Source organism: Mycobacterium sp. SM3041 (assembly GCF_039668335.1).
Classification (GTDB): Bacteria; Actinomycetota; Actinomycetes; order Mycobacteriales; family Mycobacteriaceae; genus Mycobacterium.
In genome coordinates this window covers 121,481-140,620 of the sequence record NZ_JAYXBQ010000045.1, presented here as the reverse complement: position 1 = coordinate 140,620, position 19,140 = coordinate 121,481, and the positions used below count along the sequence as shown (strand labels likewise).

Genomic DNA, 19,140 nt, shown 5'->3' with positions numbered 1-19,140 from the left:
GGTCAGCTCGACCGACCGGCCGTCCACTCCGCCATTTCCAGCCGGGTGTCGCCGTACCGCCGCTCGCGCAGCACGGTCCAGCCGTCCGGCCAGACGAGCGCGGGGCCGGACGCCGGGCGCTCGATCGCCGCGACGGCCCCCTCGGCCAGCCAGCCACCCGAAACCAGCTGCCCGACAACGGCTTCCACGTCAGCAGCCGGTACGTCGTAGGGCGGATCCGCGAACACCAGATCCACCGGCCGCGGCGCCGTCGTCGCCGCGACACTGGACGCCGTCCCGCATCGCACGACGGCGCCGTCCACCCCGAGCTCGGCGATGTTCCGCGAGATCACCGCCGCGGCGCGTCGGTCGGCCTCCACGAACAGGGCCGACGCGGCTCCGCGCGACAGCGCCTCCAGCCCGAGCGCACCCGACCCGGCGTACAGGTCGAGGACCCGGGCCCCCTCGAAGTCCACCCGGGCCGCCAGCACGTTGAACAGCGACTCGCGGACCCGATCCGTCGTCGGCCGAGTCCCTTTGGCGGGCACCGAGATCCGGCGACCGCCGTGGCGGCCGCCGATGATCCGGGTCAGCTGATCACCACGAGCAGATCGCCACCTTCCACGCCCGCGGTGGGGGTGACGGCGATCCGCGCGACGGTGCCGGCCTTGGGTGCGGTGATGGCCGCCTCCATCTTCATTGCCTCGATGGTGGCGATGGTCTGGCCCGCGTCGACCTTGTCACCGACCGCGACGCCCACCGTGACCACGCCCGCGAACGGCGCGGCGACATGGTCCGGGTTGGTGCGATCGGCCTTCTCGGCGGCCGGCACGTCCGCGGCGATGGCGCGGTCGCGCACCAGCACGGGCCGGAGCTGACCGTTGATCAGGCACAGCACGGTCCGCATGCCGCGCTCGTCGGGCTCGGACACCGCTTCCAGGCCGATGAGCAGCTCGACGCCCTTCTCCAGCTGCACGCGGTGCTCTTCGCCACGGCGCAGGCCGTAGAAGAACTGGTTGGCACTGAGCCGCGAGGTGTCGCCGTACTCCTCGCGGTGCGCCAGGAACTCCTTCGTCGGACCGGGGAACAGCAGCCGGTTCAGGGCACCCTGGCGCACGGGGCCCGGGGTGGCCAGCTGGGCCTCGTCGTCCGCGGTCAGCTGCTGCTCCGGACGGGCCGGGCCGCGGCCCTCCAATGCCTTGCTGCGCAACGGCTCCGGCCAGCCGCCGGGCGGGTCGCCCAGTTCGCCGCGCAGGAATCCGATGACGCTGTCGGGGATGTCGTAGCGCGATGGCTCGGCCGCGAAATCGTCGGCGGTGACGTGGGCACCGACCAGCGACAGGGCCAGGTCACCGACCACCTTGCTCGACGGCGTCACCTTCACCAGCCGGCCCAGGACGCGGTCGGCGCCGGCGTACGCGTTCTCGATCTCCTCGAACCGGTCCCCCAGGCCCAGCGCGATCGCCTGCTGGCGCAGGTTGCTCAGCTGGCCACCGGGGATTTCGTGCGTGTAGACGCGGCCGGTCGGCGCCGGCAGACCGGACTCGAACGGCGCGTACACCCGGCGCAGTGCCTCCCAGTACGGCTCCAGATCGCAGACCGCCTCCAGCGACAGCCCGGTGTCGTACTGCGTGTGCGCGGCCGCCGCGACGATGGACGACAGCGCGGGCTGGCTGGTGGTGCCGGCCAGCGGCGCCGAGGCACCGTCGACCGCGTCGGCGCCGGCCTGCCAGGCCGCCATGTAGGTCGCCAGCTGACCACCCGGGGTGTCGTGGGTGTGCACGTGCACGGGCAGGTCGAAGCGAGACTTCAACGCCGACACCAGTTTTGCCGCGGCCGGTGGCCGCAGCAGGCCGGCCATGTCCTTGATGGCCAGCACGTGCGCACCGGCCTCGACGATCTCGTCGGCCAGCTTGAGCCAGTAGTCCAGCGTGTAGATCTTCTCGCCGGGATTCATCAGGTCGCCGGTGTAGGACATCGCGACTTCGGCCACCGCGGAACCGGTTTCGCGCACCGCCTCGATGGCGGGGCGCATGGACGACACGTTGTTGAGCGCGTCGAAGATCCGGAAGATGTCGATACCGGTCGCCGTGGCCTCTTCGACGAACGCCGACGTCACGAGTTCCGGGTACGGCGTGTAGCCGACGGTGTTGCGGCCGCGCAGCAGCATCTGCAGACAGATGTTGGGCAGCGCCTCACGCAGTGCGGCCAGGCGCTCCCACGGATCTTCCTTCAAGAAGCGAAGGCCCACATCGTAAGTAGCGCCACCCCAGCACTCGACCGACAGCAGCTGCGGCGTCGACCGGGCGATGTACGGGGCGATCTCCAGCAGACCGGTGGACCGCACGCGGGTGGCCAGCAGGGACTGGTGGGCGTCGCGGAACGTGGTGTCGGTGACGCCGACGGCCGGGGTGTCACGCAGCCAGCGCGCGAACCCCTCCGGTCCCAGGTCGTCCAGGCGCTGCTTCGACCCCGCGGGCGGTGCCGCCTTCAGGTCGACGGCGGGCAGCTTGTCGCGCGGGTACACCGCCGACGGGCGCGGCCCGTGCGGCTGGTTGACCGTGACATCGGCCAGGTAGTTGAGGATTTTGGTGCCACGGTCGGCGCTGCTGCGTGCGGTCAGCAGCTGCGGACGTTCGTCGATGAACGACGTCGTCACCTTGCCGGCGACGAAGTCGGGATCGTCGAGCACTGCCTGCAGGAACGGGATGTTGGTCGATACGCCGCGGATGCGGAATTCGGCCAGCGCCCGCTTGGCACGAGCCACCGCGGTCGTCAAATCCCTTCCGCGACAAGTCAATTTGACCAGCATGGAGTCGAAGTGGGCCGATACCTCGGCGCCCAGGTTGGTGCCGCCGTCGAGGCGGATGCCGGCGCCGCCCGGGGTGCGGTAGGCGGTGATGCGGCCGGTGTCGGGGCGGAAGCCGTTGGCCGGATCCTCGGTGGTGATGCGGCACTGCAGCGCGGCGCCGCGGGCCTGCATGGTCTCCTGGCTCAGCCCCAGATCCTCGAGCGACGAGCCGGAGGCGATACACAACTGCGACGCGACGAGGTCGACAGCGGTGATCTCCTCGGTGACGGTGTGCTCGACCTGGATGCGCGGGTTCATCTCGATGAACACGTGCTGGCCGCGCTCGTCGACGAGGAATTCGACGGTGCCCGCGCACGTGTAGCCGATCTGCCGGGCGAAGGCCACGGCGTCGGCACACATGCGCGTGCGCAGTTCGGGGTCCAGGTTCGGCGCGGGCGCCAGTTCGATGACCTTCTGGTGCCGGCGCTGGACGCTGCAGTCGCGCTCGAACAGGTGCATGACGTTGCCGTGGGTGTCGGCGAGGATCTGCACCTCGATGTGCCGCGGGTTCACGACGGCCTGCTCCAGGAACACCGTCGGGTCACCGAAGGCCGAATCGGCTTCGCGCGACGCGGCTTCGATGGCCTCCCGCAGGTCGGCCGGGTCGGCCACGCGGCGCATGCCGCGGCCGCCACCACCGGCGACGGCCTTGACGAACAGCGGGAACTGCATCTGTTCGGAGGCCGCGAGGAGGTCGTCGACCGACGACGACGGCTCCGACGACGCCAGCACGGGCAGCCCCGCGGCCCGCGCCGATTCGATGGCCCGGGCCTTGTTGCCCGTCAGTTCGAGGATGTCGGAGCTCGGTCCGACGAAGGTGATGCCGGCGGCGGCGCAGGCGGCCGCCAGTTCGGGGTTCTCCGAAAGGAAGCCGTAGCCCGGGTAGATCGCGTCGGCGCCGCACGCCAGCGCGGTGGCGACGATGTCCTCGACGTTCAGGTACGCGCGTACCGGATGGCCCTTCTCGCCGATCTGGTACGACTCGTCAGCCTTGAGCCGATGCAGCGAGTTGCGATCCTCGAACGGGTACACCGCGACAGTGGCGATACCCAGTTCGTTGGCTGCGCGAAAGGCCCGGATCGCGATCTCGCCGCGGTTGGCCACCAGGAGTTTGGAAATCACCCAGTGACCCTAGCGGTTACGGCCAGCTGAAGCACTAGATGAGGGTGGACCAATAACTCCAGAATCGATCAAGGATCAGCAGCGCGATCGCGGTGATCCACACGGCGTACAACGGCCACCGCCACTGGTACAGGGCGTCCACCACTTTGTTGCTGCCGGCCAAGGGCCGCAACGCAATTGGCGTGACCACGACCAGCAGCGCCAGGGTTACGACCCAGACCACCATGCAGTACGGGCACAGGGCGCCGATCTCGTACAGGCTCTGGTAGATCAGCCAGTGCACGAACACCGCGCCCAGCAGCGTGCCACCGGCCAGGCCCGCCCAGTACCACCGTGGCAACCGGACGCCCGCCACGGCGAGCACACCCGTCACGATCACCACGCTGAAAGCGGCGATGCCCAGCAGCGGGTTGGGGAAACCGAACAGCGACGCCTGCTTGGTGAGCATCACCGACCCGCAGGACAGCACCGGATTGATGCTGCATGAGGGGACGTACGACGGGTTCTGCAGCTGGCGAACCTTCTCGACGGTCAGCACGAACGCGGCGACCTCGCCGATGATGCCGGCGAGGAGAACCCAGACGGCGGCGGGGCGGCTGACCGCCACCCCCGCCTGCCGCTGCGATGTGTCGACGTCGGTCACTGGTGCGGTGCCGGAGCAGGCTGCGGCGCCGGGGCACCCGGTGCCGGAGCGGCCGGGGCCGCCGGGGCCGCGGGCAGGTTCGGCAGATCCGGCGCGATGGCCTTGATCTTCTCGATCAGGCTGTTCGGATCACCGTTCGGGACCAGGCTGGTCTCGGTGCCGTTGATCTTGATGGTCGGGGTGCCCTGAATCTCGGCGTTGCGGGCCATGTTGTTGACCATCTCGGTGTAGACGCCGTTCTCGACGCACTTGCTGAGCGGGTCGTTCGGGCCGACGGCGACACCGGACTGGCGCGCGTACTCCAGCAGCTTGGCGTTGTCAGGGAACGACGCCGCGGTCTCCTCGGGCTGGTTCTTGTACAGCGCTTCGTGGAAGCGCCGGAACGCGGCCTTGTCCTCGTCGGCGACGCAGTACGCCATGGCGCCGGCGCGCGTCGAGTACGACTTCGGGTCACCACGGCCGATGATCGAGACGATGTTGTAGTCGACGGCGATGTCACCGTTGTCGATCAGCTTGGCGATGGTCGGGCCGTACGTCTTCTCGAAGACGCCGCAGACCGGGCAGAGGAAGTCCTCGTAGATCGTCAGGGTGACCTTCGGATCCTTGGTGCCGGGGTTGGTGACCACGTTGCTCGCCGCGATCTGGACCGCCTGCACCTTGTGCGGGTCGGCCTTGGGCTTGCCGTTCATGACGATGTACGCCACCAGCACCACCGCGAAGATGATGACAAGCGCGGTCAGCCCGCCCTTGACCACCCAGTCGCGCTTGCGGTCCGCGGCCTTCAGGTCGTAGCTGGCGTTCTTCGATGACTTCGACGATTTCGACGGCACGGCGTCAAGGGTACCGACGCCGTCGTGAAAGCCTGCCGAAGCCCGCCGGACCCGTGCCTCAGCGGGTGAGGTGCGCCCGGAACGCAGATATGAAGTCCGCCGTCGCGACCGCGCTGTCGCCGCCGAGCGGGAAGAAATTCGCGAAGGCGTGGATCAGGGACCCGTACTTGCGGTGGTCCACCGGCACGCCGGCAGCGGCCAGTGCCGCCGCGTACGCGTCGCCTTCGTCGCGCAGCGGATCGAACCCACCGGTGAGCACGAGTGCGGGTGGCAAGCCCGACAGGTCCTCGGCCAGCAGCGGTGACACCCGCGGGTCCGACGGATCGAGCGCCGATTCGGCGAGGTAGTTCGCCCGGAACCAGTCCATGTCGATCTTGCTGAGGAAGTAGCCGTCGGCGAACAGCACCTTCGACCGGGTATCCCCCGCGAAATTGGTGACCGGATAGATCAGCAACTGCAGCGCCGGCAGCGGTTTGTGGTTGTCGCGGGCCAGCTGCGAGACGACGGCCGCCAGATTGCCGCCGGCGCTGTCGCCGCCGACCGCGATCTTCGCCGGGTCCGCGCCCAGCCGCGCCGCGTTCTCCACACACCAGAGATAGGTGGCATAGCAGTCGTCGGAGGCGGCCGGAGCCGGGTGCTCGGGGGCCAGCCGGTATTCGACGGACACGACGTGCACTCCGGCGTCCCGGCTGATGAGACGGCACAGCCCGTCGTGCGACTCGATGCCGCCGACGACGAATCCGCCGCCGTGGAAGAAGACCAGCAGCGGTGCCGGGCCGGTGCCGTCGGGCCGGTAGTGCCGGGCGCGCAGCGGTTCGACGGGACCGGGGATGGTGAAGTCCGTCGTCGTCACGGCGATGGCCGGGTCGAGGTACTGCGACAGCGTCATCAGCTGGGCCCGCGCGACGTTGACGTCACTGCTGGCGACCAGGCCGCCGGCGCCGCTGGCGTTCTGCGCCGTCAGCATCAGCTGCAGCGTGGTGTCCAGGGTGTTGCCGTCGATGGTGACGCGGCGGCCGCGCAGCAGCACGCGCTTCAGCCGATCGGGAATCTTGGGCAGGATGCGGAGGGCGGTGCCGCCGATCCGGGTCAGGGTCGCCAGGCGCAGCCGGCTGGGTCGTCCCGCGGTCGGATGTTCCGGCCGGACGACCAGTTCGGCGTCGGTTGTCGCCGCCGCCCGCACAGCGTCGCCTGGCATGCTCATGGTCATGGCTGATCCTTCAGGTGCTCCGAGTCCAACACTGACGCTCAACGACGGTACGTCCATTCCCGTGGTGGGTCTCGGGGTGTGGCAGACACCGGCCGAGGACACCGAACGCGCCGTCAGTGCAGCATTGCACGCCGGATATCGCCATATCGACACCGCCGCGGCCTACGGCAACGAAGACGGCGTCGGCCGGGCCATCGCCGCCTCCGGTATCCCGCGTGAAGACGTCTTCGTCGTCACCAAGCTCTGGAACTCCGAGCAGGGTTATGAGAAGACCCTCGCCGCGTTCGACGCCAGCATGGCGCGGTTGGGGCTCGACTACCTCGATCTCTACCTGATCCACTGGCCGACGCCCGCGCAGAACCTGTTCATCGACACCTTCAAGGCCTTCGCCCACCTGCGTGACCAGGGCCGGATCCGCTCGATCGGCGTCAGCAACTTCGAGCCCGAGCACTTGAAACTGCTCATCGATGCCACCGGGATCGTGCCCGCGGTGAATCAGATCGAACTGCATCCGCGGCTGCCGCAGGCAGAGCTGCGCGAAACGCACACCCGCTACGGCATCGCCACCGAGGCCTGGAGCCCGCTGGGGCAGGGTTCCCTGCTCGAAGACCCGATCGTGACCACCATCGCGGAGCGACACGGAAAAACGCCAGCACAGGTGCTGATTAGGTGGCATATACAGCTGGGTAATATCGTCATCCCGAAATCGGTGAACCCAGACCGGATTGCGAGCAATTTCAACGTGTTTGATTTCGAGCTGAGCGAGGCGGACATCGCGTCCATCGCGACCCTCGACAACGGCACCCGCCTGGGCCCGGATCCACGAACATTCAACTTCACAGGGTAGGTGACATGGCCTCCGCAGAGATTCCCAATGTGGCGCTCCACGACGACAACACGATTCCGGCGCTCGGCCTCGGTGTCGCCGAGCTGTCGGACGCCGACACCGAGCGTGCGGTCTCGGCAGCGCTCGAGATGGGCATCCGCCTGATCGACACCGCTGCCGTGTACGGCAACGAGGAGGCCGTCGGGCGGGCCATCGCGGCGTCGGGCATCCCGCGCGCCGAGATCTTCGTGACGACCAAGCTGGCCAACGCCGACCAGGGTTTCCAGGCCGGCCAGGATGCCTTCAAGGTCAGCCTGGACAAGCTCGGCCTGGAGTACGTGGACCTGTACATGATCCACTGGCCGGCCGGCGACATCAGCAAGTACGTGGACAGCTGGGGCGCCCTGATCAAGCTGCACAACGACGGCACCGCGAAGTCCATCGGCGTCTGCAACTTCACAGACGAGGACCTGTCCACCATCATCGACCTGAGCTACGTCAGCCCGGTGGTGAACCAGATCGAGTTGCACCCGCTGCTCAACCAGTCCGCGCTGCGCGCGGTGCACGCCGAGCGGGGCATCGTCACGCAGGCCTACAGCCCGCTGGGTGTCGGCAATCTGCTGACGCACCCGACCGTGCAGTCCATCGCCGCCGAGTACGGCAAGACCCCGGCGCAGGTGCTGATCCGGTGGAGCCTGCAGCTGGGCAACTCGGTGATCCCCCGCTCGTCGTCGCCGGAGCGCATCGCCGAGAACCTCGACGTGTTCGGCTTCGAGCTCGCCGCCGAGCACATGGACAGCCTGAACGGGTTGGACGACGGCACCCGCTACCGTCCGGACCCCGCCACCTACACGGGCATCTGAGGCCGTCTGCGGTTCCACTGACCCAAAACACGAGTGGTCGTTCTCCCACCGGGAGGACGACCATTTGTGTTTGGGGCGAACGATTTTGGGTAGGCGCCGCGCCGGCATGACGGGCGTCGGCGCTGCCCTGTCACAGAAGTGTCCAGTGGGTCTCGTGTGTCGATTGACAAAAAAGTCGCAGCAATTGCTTCGTGTTAACTATCCCACTATTACCGCTGGTGCGTTAATTTGATATTGCGTCCTTTATTCCGACGCAACCAGACATCATCGAGCAGGGGGTTCGAGAAATGGTTCATTCATTCCGGAGCACTTCGCAATTAACGACGCCGACAATTGCGCGCGTCTCCCAGCGCTTGCTATTGGGCGCGGCAACAATTGGCATGGGCGCAGTGCTTTTCACATTCGGAGCGGGCACGGCGCAGGCCGACACCTCCGGGCTCACGAGCCACGCCAACGCGCCCACCTCGAGCAGCCCGGTGGGCGGCATCGCGGGCGCGCTCGACGGCACGGTGAAGACCGTGGCCGGTGCGCTCCACGGCACCACCAAAACCCTGGCCGCTGACCTGAACGGCACGACCAAGACCGTCGCCGCCGATCTCGACGGCACCACCAAGACCGTGGCGGGCGGACTGCACAACACCACCAAGACGGCCGCGGGCGCGCTCGACGGCACCACCAAGACCGTCGCAGGCGCACTCAACGGCACCCTGAAGACCATCGGCGGCATTTTCGGACGCCGGTAGCGGATACCGCGACAGACAGGAGCGAATTTGGCATCAGACTGCGGCGAATTATTGACCGATTGCTGAATTGACGGCATTCCGACCCGAAATTCAGTCGCCCCGCTCTCGGTCATTTCGTCGTGGTCCTATGAGCAGATATTGGTTGCCGAGACGCGGTAGCTCGGCAACCAATATCTGCGCAATCTGGCGCCAACCTCTCTCGAATTAGCGGTTGCACCACATCGGTGCGCGACAGCAAACAAACCTTCGCTGTTTTCGTGCGGAATCATTCGGACTGGCAACAAATGCGCGGACGAGTCGCTGTGTACTGACGACGACGGCTCCTAGCTCGTCGGGCAGGAAGCCGCGGCATCGCGCAGGACGGGTACCGAAGGCGCGTCCACGGGAAGCCCATAGCCGCGCAACACCGCGATGTACTGCACGGCGTACTGGCACCAGAAGCCATGGTTCGGCGGCATCCAATCCGAAGGCTGCTTGTCGCCTTTGTCCTGATTCGATTTCCCGGACACCGCGAGCAGATTCGCCGGGTCATTGGCGAATCGGAGCCGAAGCTCGTCGTTCCAGTCTCTGGCCCCGAGGTCCCAGGCCAGCGCGAGCGGCACGATGTGGTCGATCTGCACCGCCGCGCCGATCTGGTTGCCGCGCGTGAACGCGATGGTGTCGTTGGTGTAGGGGTCGCGCAGTACCCCGGTCTTCACCGCCTGCGGGCAGCGTTTGAGTGACACGAGAGTCTTGTCGGTGAGATCCCGGTTCAGGATGTCGTTGCGCGTATCGCAGCCGTTGTGCCCCTCGGGCGCCGGATTGTCGTCGGTCCAGGCCTCACCGAACGCCGCACGCCGGTAGTTCGGGTCGCGCACGCGCCGCGGGATGACGGCCACGCCCGCCAGGACGTCGGTACCGGGAGCGACGGTCGGCACGACGGCACCGTCGATGCCATCGGCGACCGCTGCCGGTTCGTCTGCCGTGCCGACCTGGATCGCGACCACCACCGCCAGCACCACTGCCGCCACCAGCCACAGCAGGCGTTTCACGCCTTGTCCAGGTACTCGACGCGGTCGGTGTCGACGAACTGGGCAGCGAGCGCGGACATGCCCGGATCATCCGGATTCTGCGCGTAGGCCGCCTGGCAGAAGGCGCGGGCCGATTCGATGACTTCCTGGTGGTCGGCGAGCGACAAGAACCGCAGGTGCCCGGCCCGCCCGGACTGGTTGAGGCCCAGCACGTCGCCCTCCCGACGCTCCTGCAGGTCGAGATCGGCCAGTTCGAAACCGTCGAGGGTGCCGGCCACGGCCTGCAGCCGGGCACCGGCCTTCGATCCCTCCGGCAGCTTCGTCGCGAGCAGGCACAGGCTGGCGTGTGAGCCACGACCGATGCGGCCCCGCAGCTGGTGCAGCTGGCTGATGCCGAAGCGGTCGGCGTCCATCACCACCATGACCGTCGAGTTGGGCACATCGACGCCGACCTCGATGACGGTGGTACACACCAGGACGTCGATCTGCCCGGCCCGGAAGGCCGACATGATGGCGTCCTTCTCGTCACCCGGCAGCCGTCCGTGCATGAGGCCCAGCTTGAGGCCGTTCAGCGGCCCGGCGCGCAGCTTGTCGTAGAGCTCGACGACCGTCACCGGCGGCGGACCGGCCTGATTCTTCTCTTCGCCGGCTTTGTCGTTCTCGTCGATCCGGGAGGCCACCACATAGGCCTGCCGACCCGCGTCGACCTCTTCGCGGATGCGCGCCCACGCCCGGTCGAGCCACGCCGGCTTCTGGGTGACGAAGATGGTCTTGGTGTCGATCGGCTGCCGGCCCCGCGGCAGCTCCCGCATGGTCGAGGTCTCCAGATCCCCGTACACGGTCAGCGCGACGGTGCGCGGGATCGGGGTGGCCGTCATCACCAGCAGGTGCGGCGTCAGACCATCGGGAGCCTTGGCGCGCAACCGATCTCGCTGTTCCACGCCGAACCGGTGCTGTTCGTCGACCACCACCATGCCGAGCCGGTCGAACTCCACGGCATCCTGCAGCAGGGCGTGGGTACCGATGACGATGCCGGCCCGCCCGCTCGAGACCTCCTCGCGCACCTGCCGTTTCTGTTGTGCGGTCATGGATCCGGTGAGCAGCGCCACCGAGGTCGCATCGTCGGGGGCACCGAGCTGGCCCGCCATGGCCAGCGGCCCCAGCACGTCGCGAACCGACCGCGCATGTTGCACGGCAAGCACTTCCGTCGGAGCGAGCAATGCGCACTGGTATCCGGCGTCGACCATCTGCAGCATGGCGATCAGCGAGACGATGGTCTTGCCCGAGCCGACCTCGCCCTGCAGCATCCGGTTCATCGGTCGGGACTCGGACAGCTCGGCCGACAGCACCTCGAGCACGTCCCGCTGACCCGCCGTCAATTCGAACGGCAACCGGTCCCGCAGGGCGGCGGCGAGGCCGGTGTCGATGGGCGGCGCCGGCGGACCGGACTGCGATTGGGTGCCGTGCCGGCGGGCCGCCAGCGCCCATTGCAGCCCGGCGGCCTCGTCGAAAGTGAGCCGCTCCCTGGCCTGTTCGCGGTCCGCCTCGCGCTCGCCGAGGTGAATGTCGCGCAGCGCCTGGTCCTCGGAGATCAGGCCCCGCTGCGCACGGATGGATTCCGGCAGCGGGTCGGATATCGGGTCCAGCACAGCGAGCACCTGCAGGATGCACGCGTAGATGTCCCAGCTCTGCACCTTGGCGCAGGCCGAGTAGATCGGGAAGAACTCCCGCTCGAACGCCGACATCTGCAGTTCGCCGTGCATCTTCTCGGAGGCGTCGGCGATCTTCTTCAGCGCCGGCGACCCGAACGTGCGACCGCCGGCGGAACCGAGGACCAGGTGCGCGGGATGCGTCAATTGCATTGTGCGCCCATAGAATCCGACGACACCCGACAGCATCACCCGGGTGCCCTCGACGAGCGATTTCTTGAGGAACTTGGCGTTGAAGAATGTCGCGGTGACCTTCGGATTGCGATTGCCGAGGGTGACCACCAGATATTCACGTTTGGGTGCCCGGTTGGTCCAGCGCGTCTCCGCCTTGGTGATGACGTCGACGAACGTGACGTGGTCGCCTTCCTCCGGTAGCTCGGTGTCTTCACCGAGCACCGTCATGCCCTGGCTGTACTTGCGCGGATAGTGCCGCAACAGATCGTTGACGGTGCGGATACCGAAGAATTCTTCCAGCGGCGCAGCCGATTTCGCGCCCAGGACGTGCACCAGGGAGTCGGTCAGCGCGACCACCGCTACTCCACCCCGATCAGTAGTGCGTCGCCGCGGTGACCGGTGTGGTAGGTCACCAACTCGGCCGCCAGGTGCTCCTGGCGCACGTGCTCGGCCAGCGCGGCCCCCACTTCGGCGTCGACGCCCGCACCGGTCAGCACCGTCACCAGTTCTCCGCCCGACGACAGCAGCAGGTCGATCAGCCCGCTCGCGGCACTGACCAGGTCGTGCCCGACGATCAGCACCTCGTCACCGGCGATGCCCAGTCCGTCACCCGGACGGCACCGGCCGGCCCAGGTCAGCGCCGCCTCGGTGGCGATGCGCACCGATCCGTGCCGGGCGCCCGCGGCGGCGCGCGCCATGGTGTAACCGTCGTCGACGGCCTGCCGGTTGGCGTCGTGCACCGCCAGTGCCGCCAATCCCTGCACCATGGATCCGGCCGGCACCGGCACCACGTCCATGCCCCAGCTGATGGCCGTGGCGCAGCCGGCCACCAATTCCTCGGCGGCCAGAAAACCGTTGGGCAACACCATGATCTGGGCGGCGCCGGTGCCGACGAGCCCGGCGAGGAACTGCTGCGCGCTGACCGGCTGACCGTCGACGGGCCGCAGCACGTGCGCACCCTCGCCGCCGAACAACTCCCCCGCCCCGTCGCCGTCGACGATCGCCAGCACGGCGCGGTCCCGGCTCCAGCCACCGGAGGGCCGGGCCCCGGCGGCCCCGATCAGCGCGGTGACCTGAATCCTGCTGACGGTACCCAGATCGAGGGCGGCCTCGATCACGGCGCCGGCGTCGTCGGCGTGCACGTGCACGCTGTAGTGGGCACCGGCGCTCGCGGCGGCGATGGCAACCGATTCACCGAGCCGCAGCAGGCGTCCGCGCAACACCTCGACGTCGTCGGCGGCGCAGTCGCCCAGCAGGTACATCACCTCGAATTGTGGTGGTGTGCCGTTGATTTCGTGATGGTCATGGTGATCGCGAGAGCCGTGGTCGTGCTCCGTCCGCGGGTGCCCCGGCTGGTACTGGGGCCGGGGCGCCGAGCCGCCGGACAGCGTCGCGGTCAGCGCGTCGAGCAGGACCAGCAGACCGCGCCCACCGGCGTCGACGACGCCCGCTTCCGCGAGCACGTCGAGCTGGTCGGTGGTGCGCTCGAGCGCGGCTGCCGCGGCGTCCGCGACCGTCGCCGCGACAGTCGCGAGGTCCGTCACCCCGTCATGCTTCTCGGCCTCCAACGCGGCCGCCTGCAGCACCGAGACGATGGTCCCGGGCACGGTCTGCCCGACCGAGGCCACCGCCAGCACCTGGGCGTGGTGCAGGGCGGCGGTGAATTCCGGCGCCGTGATCTCGCCGCACTCCCTGTCTTCGCCGCGCTGCAATGCGGCCTCGGCAACCACGTCGGCCACGCCGCGCAGGATCTGCGACAGGATGACGCCCGAGTTGCCCCGGGCGCCGTGCAGCGCCCCCGCCGACAACGCGGCCGACACCGCCACCACATCGTTGCCCGCCGCCTTCACGGCCTCGTCGGCCTGGGCGGCGGCGGCGCGCATGGTGAACAACATGTTGGTGCCGGTGTCGGAGTCGGCGACGGGATAGACGTTCAGCCGATTGATCTCGTCAGTGTGGGCGATCAGGTGCAGGACCGCGGTGTGAGCCCAGTCACGTAGCGCGATCCCATCGAGCGGACGGGGTGTGCGACCCACGCCAGCTGACATGTGACCTCCATCGCGTCCGCCCTCGACCCTCAGTGCCCCGCCAGCCTAGCCACAGGCCCCGACAAATCTCCTGACCAACTCCCATGGCACACCGCCCATCAGACCCATTTTGGTGATCGTCGGGCGGCCCGGTATCCTGGTCAGGTTGTCTGTTCGCGCCGCACAACACTGTGGCCGTCGGACTCAGACCCCAAGTACTGATTTTCGAGGAGTTCTTCATGGCCGCCGTGTGCGACATCTGCGGAAAGGGACCGGGCTTCGGTATGTCCGTCTCGCACTCCCACCGTCGGACCAACCGCCGCTGGGATCCGAACATCCAGACCGTGCGTGCCGTGGATCGTCCGGGCGGCAACCGCAAGCGCGTCAACGCCTGCACCTCCTGCCTCAAGGCCGGCAAGGTCACCCGCGGCTAGTTTCGGCTACCGCCGGGCGGATCGATTCCGCCTGACAACTGAAAGCTTCACACCTAAGCGCTGCACGAATCCCGTGCAGCGCTTTCGTGTGTCTTCAGCCCGATGTCGAGGCGCGTGAGCGGCCGCGAACCGCACGCCGAAATGGGCGTGTCGCCGTGCAGACACGCCCGCTCGCGGGAAGGCGGCTAGGGCAGGCGCCAGTCGATGGGTTCCGCGCCCAGGCCCGTCAGCAGCTCATTGGCCCGGCTGAAGGGCCGGGACCCGAAGAACCCGCGCGACGCCGACAGCGGTGACGGGTGCACCGATTCGATGCTCGCGCAGCGTTCGCCGGTGAGCATGGGCTTGAGGGTCTGCGCGTCGCGGCCCCACAACACCGCCACCAGCGGCTGCGGCCGCGCGATCAGGGCGTTGATCGCGCATTCGGTGACCGCTTCCCAGCCTTTCCCACGGTGCGATGCGGGGTTGCCCGGCCGGACCGTCAGCACCCTGTTCAGCATCATGACGCCCTGCTTCGACCACGGGCTCAGGTCGCCGCAACTGGGCGGCTCGTAACCCAGGTCCGCGGTGTACTCGGTGAAGATGTTGGACAGGCTGCGCGGCAGCGGCCGCACGTCGGGCGCCACCGAGAAACTCAGCCCGACGGCATGTCCGGGCGTCGGATAGGGGTCCTGGCCGACGATCAGCACCCGCACCTCGTCGAAGGGGAAGGTGAAGGCGCGCAACACATTCTCCCCCGCCGGCAGATAGCCGTGCCCGGCCGCGTTCTCGGCGCGCAGGAATTCACCCATCGCGGTGATCTGCGGGGCGACGGGTGCCAGGGCCGCGGCCCAGCCGGGGTCGATCAGGTCGTGCAGGGGTCGGGCGCTCACGCCAGTACCTTACTGACCGAACGATTCCCATCCGCCGGCTCCATGCCACGACGCGCCGTCGACCGTCACGCGCGGTTCTCCGGACCCGACGGTTCCGATCGCCCGCCACCCCGCGGGCAGTGCGCCGCCGAAAGTGCCGACCAGCACGTGGTCCTCACCGCCGCCGAGCACCCAGTCACGGGCGTCGCCACCGACCATGGCGGCCGCCGGCGCCAGCGTCGCCACGTCGGCCGCGAGCGCTGCCATGGACAGGTCGACGGCGACGCCGGAGGCCGACGCGAGGTGGCCGAGGTCGGCGACCAGTCCGTCGGACACGTCCGTCAACGCGGTCGCGCCCGCCGCCGCGGCGGCCGCCCCCTGTCCGTACGCCACGTGCGGCACCAGATGCCGACGGCGCAACTCGTCGAACTCGTGGATACCTTTGCGCCACAAGGCATATCCGGCACCCGACCAGCCCAGGTCACCGACCACCGCGACGGTGTCCCCCGGCTGCGCGCCGGACAGCAGCACGGGCGGGCGGCCGCCCAGGTCACCCAGCACCGTCACCGAGACGACCCACTGCGGCGCGGCCACCAGATCGCCGCCCACGATTCCGGCACCGAATTTCGTTGCCTCCGACCACATTCCGTCGGACAACCGCTGCGCGTCCGCGGCCTCGGTATGGACCGGCGCGCCGAAGCCGACGACGAACGCGTAGGCCCGGCCGCCCATGGCCTCGATATCCGCGGCATTCTGCGCAATTGCCTTGCGGCCCACGTCATGCGGCGTGGACCAGTCCAGCCGGAAATGTCGGCCCTCGACCAGCATGTCGGTGGACACCACGACCCGGCCGTCGGCGGCCGTCAGCAGCGCGGCATCGTCACCCGGGCCGACGACGACCTCGGCGGGCTGGGTGCGGCGGGCGGTAATCCGCCCGATCACCGCGAACTCGCCGAGCCCCGCCAGGGTCTCCCCGGATTCCGCGCTGCTCATGGTGGTGGAGTCTATGGCGCACGACCGCCGTCGGCCGCCCGGGGCGACGGGCGCTCTAGAGTTGCCGTCATGACCGAACCCGGCGACCACAGCGCTCTGGCCGGCGATCCGGATGGGCCGCCCCGCGGCGCCATCATCGCGGCCGTCGTCGTGGCGGTCGCCGCGATCGTCGGTCTGCTCGCCTATGCGGCACTGCGGCAGGCGCCTGCGGACAAGCCCGTTGCGCTCCTGCTCGCCGGCGCGCCGGCACCGCAGGCCGACAGCGACCAGTGCCGGGCACTCCTCGCGGCGCTGCCCGACGCCATGGGCGATTTCCGGCGGGCGACGCTCGCGGACCCCGCCCCGCCCGGCGCCGCCGCGTGGCTGGGCCCGACCGGCATCGACACGGTGGTGCTGCGCTGCGGTGTCGAGCGGCCCGACGATTTCGTGGTCGGCGCACCGCTGCAGATGGTGAATGCGGTGTCGTGGTTCGAAGCCAGCGGCCCCTCGGCCAGCACCTGGTACGCCGTCGACCACGGGGCGCAGGCCACCTACGTCGCGCTGACGCTGCCGCAGGGCTCCGGTCCGACACCGATCCAGACCATCTCCGAGCTCATCGAAAAGGTGATGCCGCCCCGGCCGCTGGACCCGGCACCGGCCCGCTAGCGCAGACCGGTCCCCCGCCCGACCGCGGTGTCCACCATGACACTGAGCAGCGTGGCGTAGTCGACACCACTGGCCGCCCACATCTGCGGGTACATCGAGATGGTGGTGAAGCCGGGCATGGTGTTGATCTCGTTGATCACCGGCCCGTTCTCGGTGAGGAAGAAGTCGACGCGGGCCAGGCCCTGGCAGTCCAGCGCTTTGAACGCCCGGATGGCCAACTGCCTGATCTCGTCGGCGGTTTCGTCGTCGACCTTGGCGGGCACGTCGAGTTCGGCGGCGTCCTCGAGGTACTTGGTGGCGAAGTCGTAGAACCCGCCACCCACGCGAATCTCACCCAGCTCACTGGCCGCGACACGGCCGTCCGGGTACTCCAGAACCCCGCATTCCACTTCGCGGCCCGGCATCGCGGCTTCGACGATCACCTTCGGATCATGTTGGCGCGCATAAGCGATGGCCTGATCCAGCTCGTCCCACGACGTGACACGACTGACGCCGATGGACGATCCGCCGCGAGCCGGCTTCACGAACACCGGCAGACCCAGACGTTCCCGGTCGTCGAGGCTCAGCGTCACGTCGCGCGGCCGCAGCACCACCTGGTCGCCGATCGGCAGACCGTCGGCCGCCAGCAGCTTCTTGGTGAATTCCTTGTCCATCCCGGCCGCGCTGGCCAGCACACCCGCACCGACGTACGGCACACCGGCCAGTTCCAGCAGGCCCTGGATGGTGCCGTCCTCGCCGTACGGGCCGTGCAGCACCGGGAAGACGACGTCGACCGCGGTCAGCACCTGTGCGACGCCGTCCTGCAGCGACAGCAGTTCACCGCGGCGGTTCGGGTCGGCGGCCAGCGTCAGCGCGGTTCCGGACGCCTCGGTGACACCCGGCAGCTGGCCGTCGGTGATGGCGAGGGTCTCCGGACGACCGTCGCCCAGCACCCAGGAACCCTCCGGGGTGATGCCGACGGCGACGACCTCGTAGCGGGCCGGGTCCAGGTTGCGCAGGATGCTCCCGGCCGAAACACAGGAGATGGCGTGCTCTGAGCTGCGTCCGCCGTAAACGACGGCGACCCGGGTACGGCCGGCGGCTGCTGAGGATTGAGGGGCAGTCACAATCTGGAGAGGCTACCTGGCTACCCCAGCGCACCCGTGATGTCGGCCAGTAGGTCATCGGTGTCCTCGATCCCGAGCGATATCCGCGCAAAGCCCGGCTCTACCGCATCGCCCCAGCGTGCGCGCCTGTCGACCGAGGTGTGGATACCGCCGAAACTGGTCGCGGCGACCAGCAGCTGACTGCGGTTCACCAGCTCCCGGACGGCAGCGGCGTCGGCCAGCTCGATCGCGACCAGGCCGCCGAAACGTCGCATCTGATCGCGGGCGACGGGGTGCGCCGGGTCGGTCGGTAGGCCCGGATAACGCACGGTCCGCACGGCGGGGTGGGCGTCGAGCGTCATCGCCAGCGCGAGCGCGTTGCCGCACTGCCGCTCGAACCGCAGACCGGCGGTGCCGAGGCTGCGCAGCGCCAGCCAGGCCTCGAAGTGGCCGAGGATCGCGCCGGCCAACAGGCGGTCCCGTTCGATGGCGGCCATGAGTTCGCGGTGGCACCCGGCGACGTAGCCGGCCAGCAGGTCGCTGTGCCCGGACAGCCCCTTCGTCGCGCTGGCCACCACCAGATCCGCGCCGAGCGACAGCGGCCGCTGCCCCAGCGGGGTCGCGGCGGTGTTGTCCACCATGAGGGTCGCGCCGCGCGAGCGGCAGATCGTGGACAACCGGTGCAGGTCGACGACATCCAGCGTCGGGTTGACCGGCGACTCGGCGAGGACGACGTCGGCGCCCGCGGCGGCGTCGTACATCTGCGCGGCGGTCGCCTCGATCACCGTGACGCCGCGGGCCGCGAGATGCTCGGCCGCGTATCGGCGCACCTGGTAGTAGCCGTCAGCGGGGACCACCAGGGTGGTTCCGGGGGTTGCCAGCACCCGCAGCGCGGACGAGATGGCGGCCATCCCCGAGGAGAACGTCAGCGCCGAGGTGGCGCCCTCCAGTTCGGCCAGTGCCGATTCCAGTTGACGCCAGGCCGGATTGGAGTTGCGGCCGTAGAAGTCCAGACCGTCCGATTCATCGTCGGACAGGTGGTACGCCGCCACCGGAACCGGGGGCGGCGCCACCGGCAGCCCTGGAACGCGTTGCGACGCAGTCGCTTTGACGCTACGGGTCGAGTCGCCGAGCTGGCCGTCCACGGC

17 protein-coding genes are annotated in these 19,140 nt (G+C 68.9%); 5 read left to right on the top strand and 12 right to left on the bottom strand.

Annotated elements, in window-relative coordinates; all coding sequences use genetic code 11:
* Positions 1-2: 2 nt before the first annotated feature.
* The 5 genes from rsmD to VXD91_RS14570 are packed head-to-tail and all read right to left on the bottom strand — an operon-like array spanning position 3 to position 6,635.
* Entirely contained in the window at positions 3-572 is a 570-nt protein-coding gene (gene rsmD, locus VXD91_RS14590; RefSeq protein ID WP_346415780.1) for a 16S rRNA (guanine(966)-N(2))-methyltransferase RsmD, read from the bottom strand.
* Entirely contained in the window at positions 569-3,952 is a 3,384-nt protein-coding gene (locus VXD91_RS14585; RefSeq protein ID WP_346415747.1) for a pyruvate carboxylase, read from the bottom strand. The genes rsmD and VXD91_RS14585 overlap by 4 nt, the downstream gene beginning before the upstream one ends.
* A 34-nt stretch (positions 3,953-3,986) precedes the next feature.
* Positions 3,987-4,595 (bottom strand): vitamin K epoxide reductase family protein, encoded by a 609-nt coding sequence (locus tag VXD91_RS14580; RefSeq protein WP_346415746.1) that lies wholly within the window; start codon positions 4,593-4,595, stop codon positions 3,987-3,989.
* A complete protein-coding gene (locus VXD91_RS14575; RefSeq protein ID WP_061001509.1) occupies positions 4,592-5,425 on the bottom strand; it encodes a DsbA family protein in 834 nt (277 codons plus the stop codon). The genes VXD91_RS14580 and VXD91_RS14575 overlap by 4 nt, the downstream gene beginning before the upstream one ends.
* Before the next feature lie 58 nt (positions 5,426-5,483).
* The gene (locus VXD91_RS14570; RefSeq protein ID WP_346415744.1) at positions 5,484-6,635 is read right to left on the bottom strand and encodes an alpha/beta hydrolase; all 1,152 of its coding nucleotides are present in this window, start codon (positions 6,633-6,635) and stop codon (positions 5,484-5,486) included.
* Between VXD91_RS14570 and VXD91_RS14565 the strand changes: the two genes are divergently transcribed.
* The 3 genes from VXD91_RS14565 to VXD91_RS14555 all read left to right on the top strand — a co-directional run bounded on the left by VXD91_RS14565 (position 6,634) and on the right by VXD91_RS14555 (position 9,067).
* Complete coding sequence (locus tag VXD91_RS14565) at positions 6,634-7,482, top strand: aldo/keto reductase (protein ID WP_226521576.1); 849 nt, start codon at positions 6,634-6,636, stop codon at positions 7,480-7,482. The genes VXD91_RS14570 and VXD91_RS14565 overlap by 2 nt on opposite strands.
* Before the next feature lie 5 nt (positions 7,483-7,487).
* Complete coding sequence (locus VXD91_RS14560) at positions 7,488-8,324, top strand: aldo/keto reductase (RefSeq protein ID WP_061001508.1); 837 nt, start codon at positions 7,488-7,490, stop codon at positions 8,322-8,324.
* Between the two features lie 389 nt (positions 8,325-8,713).
* Positions 8,714-9,067: a hypothetical protein gene (locus tag VXD91_RS14555; protein WP_346415743.1), complete on the top strand. Its 354-nt coding sequence runs from the start codon at positions 8,714-8,716 to the stop codon at positions 9,065-9,067.
* Positions 9,068-9,390: 323 nt separating this feature from the next.
* On the opposite strand, the gene VXD91_RS14550 is transcribed toward VXD91_RS14555, so the two are convergent.
* From VXD91_RS14550 to VXD91_RS14540, 3 genes are read right to left on the bottom strand one after another with little or no spacing between them, the layout of a single operon-like run.
* On the bottom strand, positions 9,391-10,098 hold the full coding sequence (locus tag VXD91_RS14550; protein WP_226521574.1) for an HNH endonuclease family protein: 708 nt from the start codon (positions 10,096-10,098) through the stop codon (positions 9,391-9,393).
* A complete protein-coding gene (gene recG / locus VXD91_RS14545; RefSeq protein ID WP_226521573.1) occupies positions 10,095-12,317 on the bottom strand; it encodes an ATP-dependent DNA helicase RecG in 2,223 nt (740 codons plus the stop codon). Before recG ends, VXD91_RS14550 begins: the two co-directional genes overlap by 4 nt.
* A gap of 2 nt (positions 12,318-12,319) precedes the next feature.
* A complete protein-coding gene (locus VXD91_RS14540; RefSeq protein WP_226521572.1) occupies positions 12,320-14,008 on the bottom strand; it encodes a DAK2 domain-containing protein in 1,689 nt (562 codons plus the stop codon).
* A 218-nt stretch (positions 14,009-14,226) separates the two neighbouring features.
* Here VXD91_RS14540 and rpmB point away from each other — a divergent pair, with 218 nt between their 5' ends.
* Positions 14,227-14,421: a 50S ribosomal protein L28 gene (gene rpmB, locus VXD91_RS14535; RefSeq protein WP_029105766.1), complete on the top strand. Its 195-nt coding sequence runs from the start codon at positions 14,227-14,229 to the stop codon at positions 14,419-14,421.
* A 185-nt stretch (positions 14,422-14,606) separates the two neighbouring features.
* On the opposite strand, the gene VXD91_RS14530 is transcribed toward rpmB, so the two are convergent.
* Positions 14,607-15,290 (bottom strand): uracil-DNA glycosylase, encoded by a 684-nt coding sequence (locus tag VXD91_RS14530; protein WP_346415742.1) that lies wholly within the window; start codon positions 15,288-15,290, stop codon positions 14,607-14,609.
* Positions 15,291-15,299: 9 nt separating this feature from the next.
* Positions 15,300-16,262, bottom strand: a complete 963-nt coding sequence (locus VXD91_RS14525; RefSeq protein WP_346415741.1) for a thiamine-phosphate kinase — start codon at positions 16,260-16,262, stop codon at positions 15,300-15,302.
* A 69-nt stretch (positions 16,263-16,331) separates the two neighbouring features.
* On the opposite strand from VXD91_RS14525, the gene VXD91_RS14520 reads away from it, so the two are divergent.
* Positions 16,332-16,907 carry a DUF3515 domain-containing protein gene (locus tag VXD91_RS14520; protein ID WP_138248789.1) on the top strand — a complete coding sequence of 192 codons (576 nt, stop codon included), beginning with the start codon at positions 16,332-16,334 and terminating at the stop codon, positions 16,905-16,907.
* On the opposite strand, the gene VXD91_RS14515 is transcribed toward VXD91_RS14520, so the two are convergent.
* Both VXD91_RS14515 and VXD91_RS14510 read right to left on the bottom strand, forming a co-directional pair.
* Positions 16,904-18,013: a D-alanine--D-alanine ligase family protein gene (locus tag VXD91_RS14515; RefSeq protein WP_138248788.1), complete on the bottom strand. Its 1,110-nt coding sequence runs from the start codon at positions 18,011-18,013 to the stop codon at positions 16,904-16,906. The two genes, VXD91_RS14520 and VXD91_RS14515, sit on opposite strands and share 4 nt — an antisense overlap.
* 20 nt (positions 18,014-18,033) lie before the next feature.
* Positions 18,034-19,137 (bottom strand): cystathionine gamma-lyase, encoded by a 1,104-nt coding sequence (locus VXD91_RS14510; RefSeq protein ID WP_060999587.1) that lies wholly within the window; start codon positions 19,135-19,137, stop codon positions 18,034-18,036.
* Between the last annotated feature and the right edge of the window lie 3 nt (positions 19,138-19,140).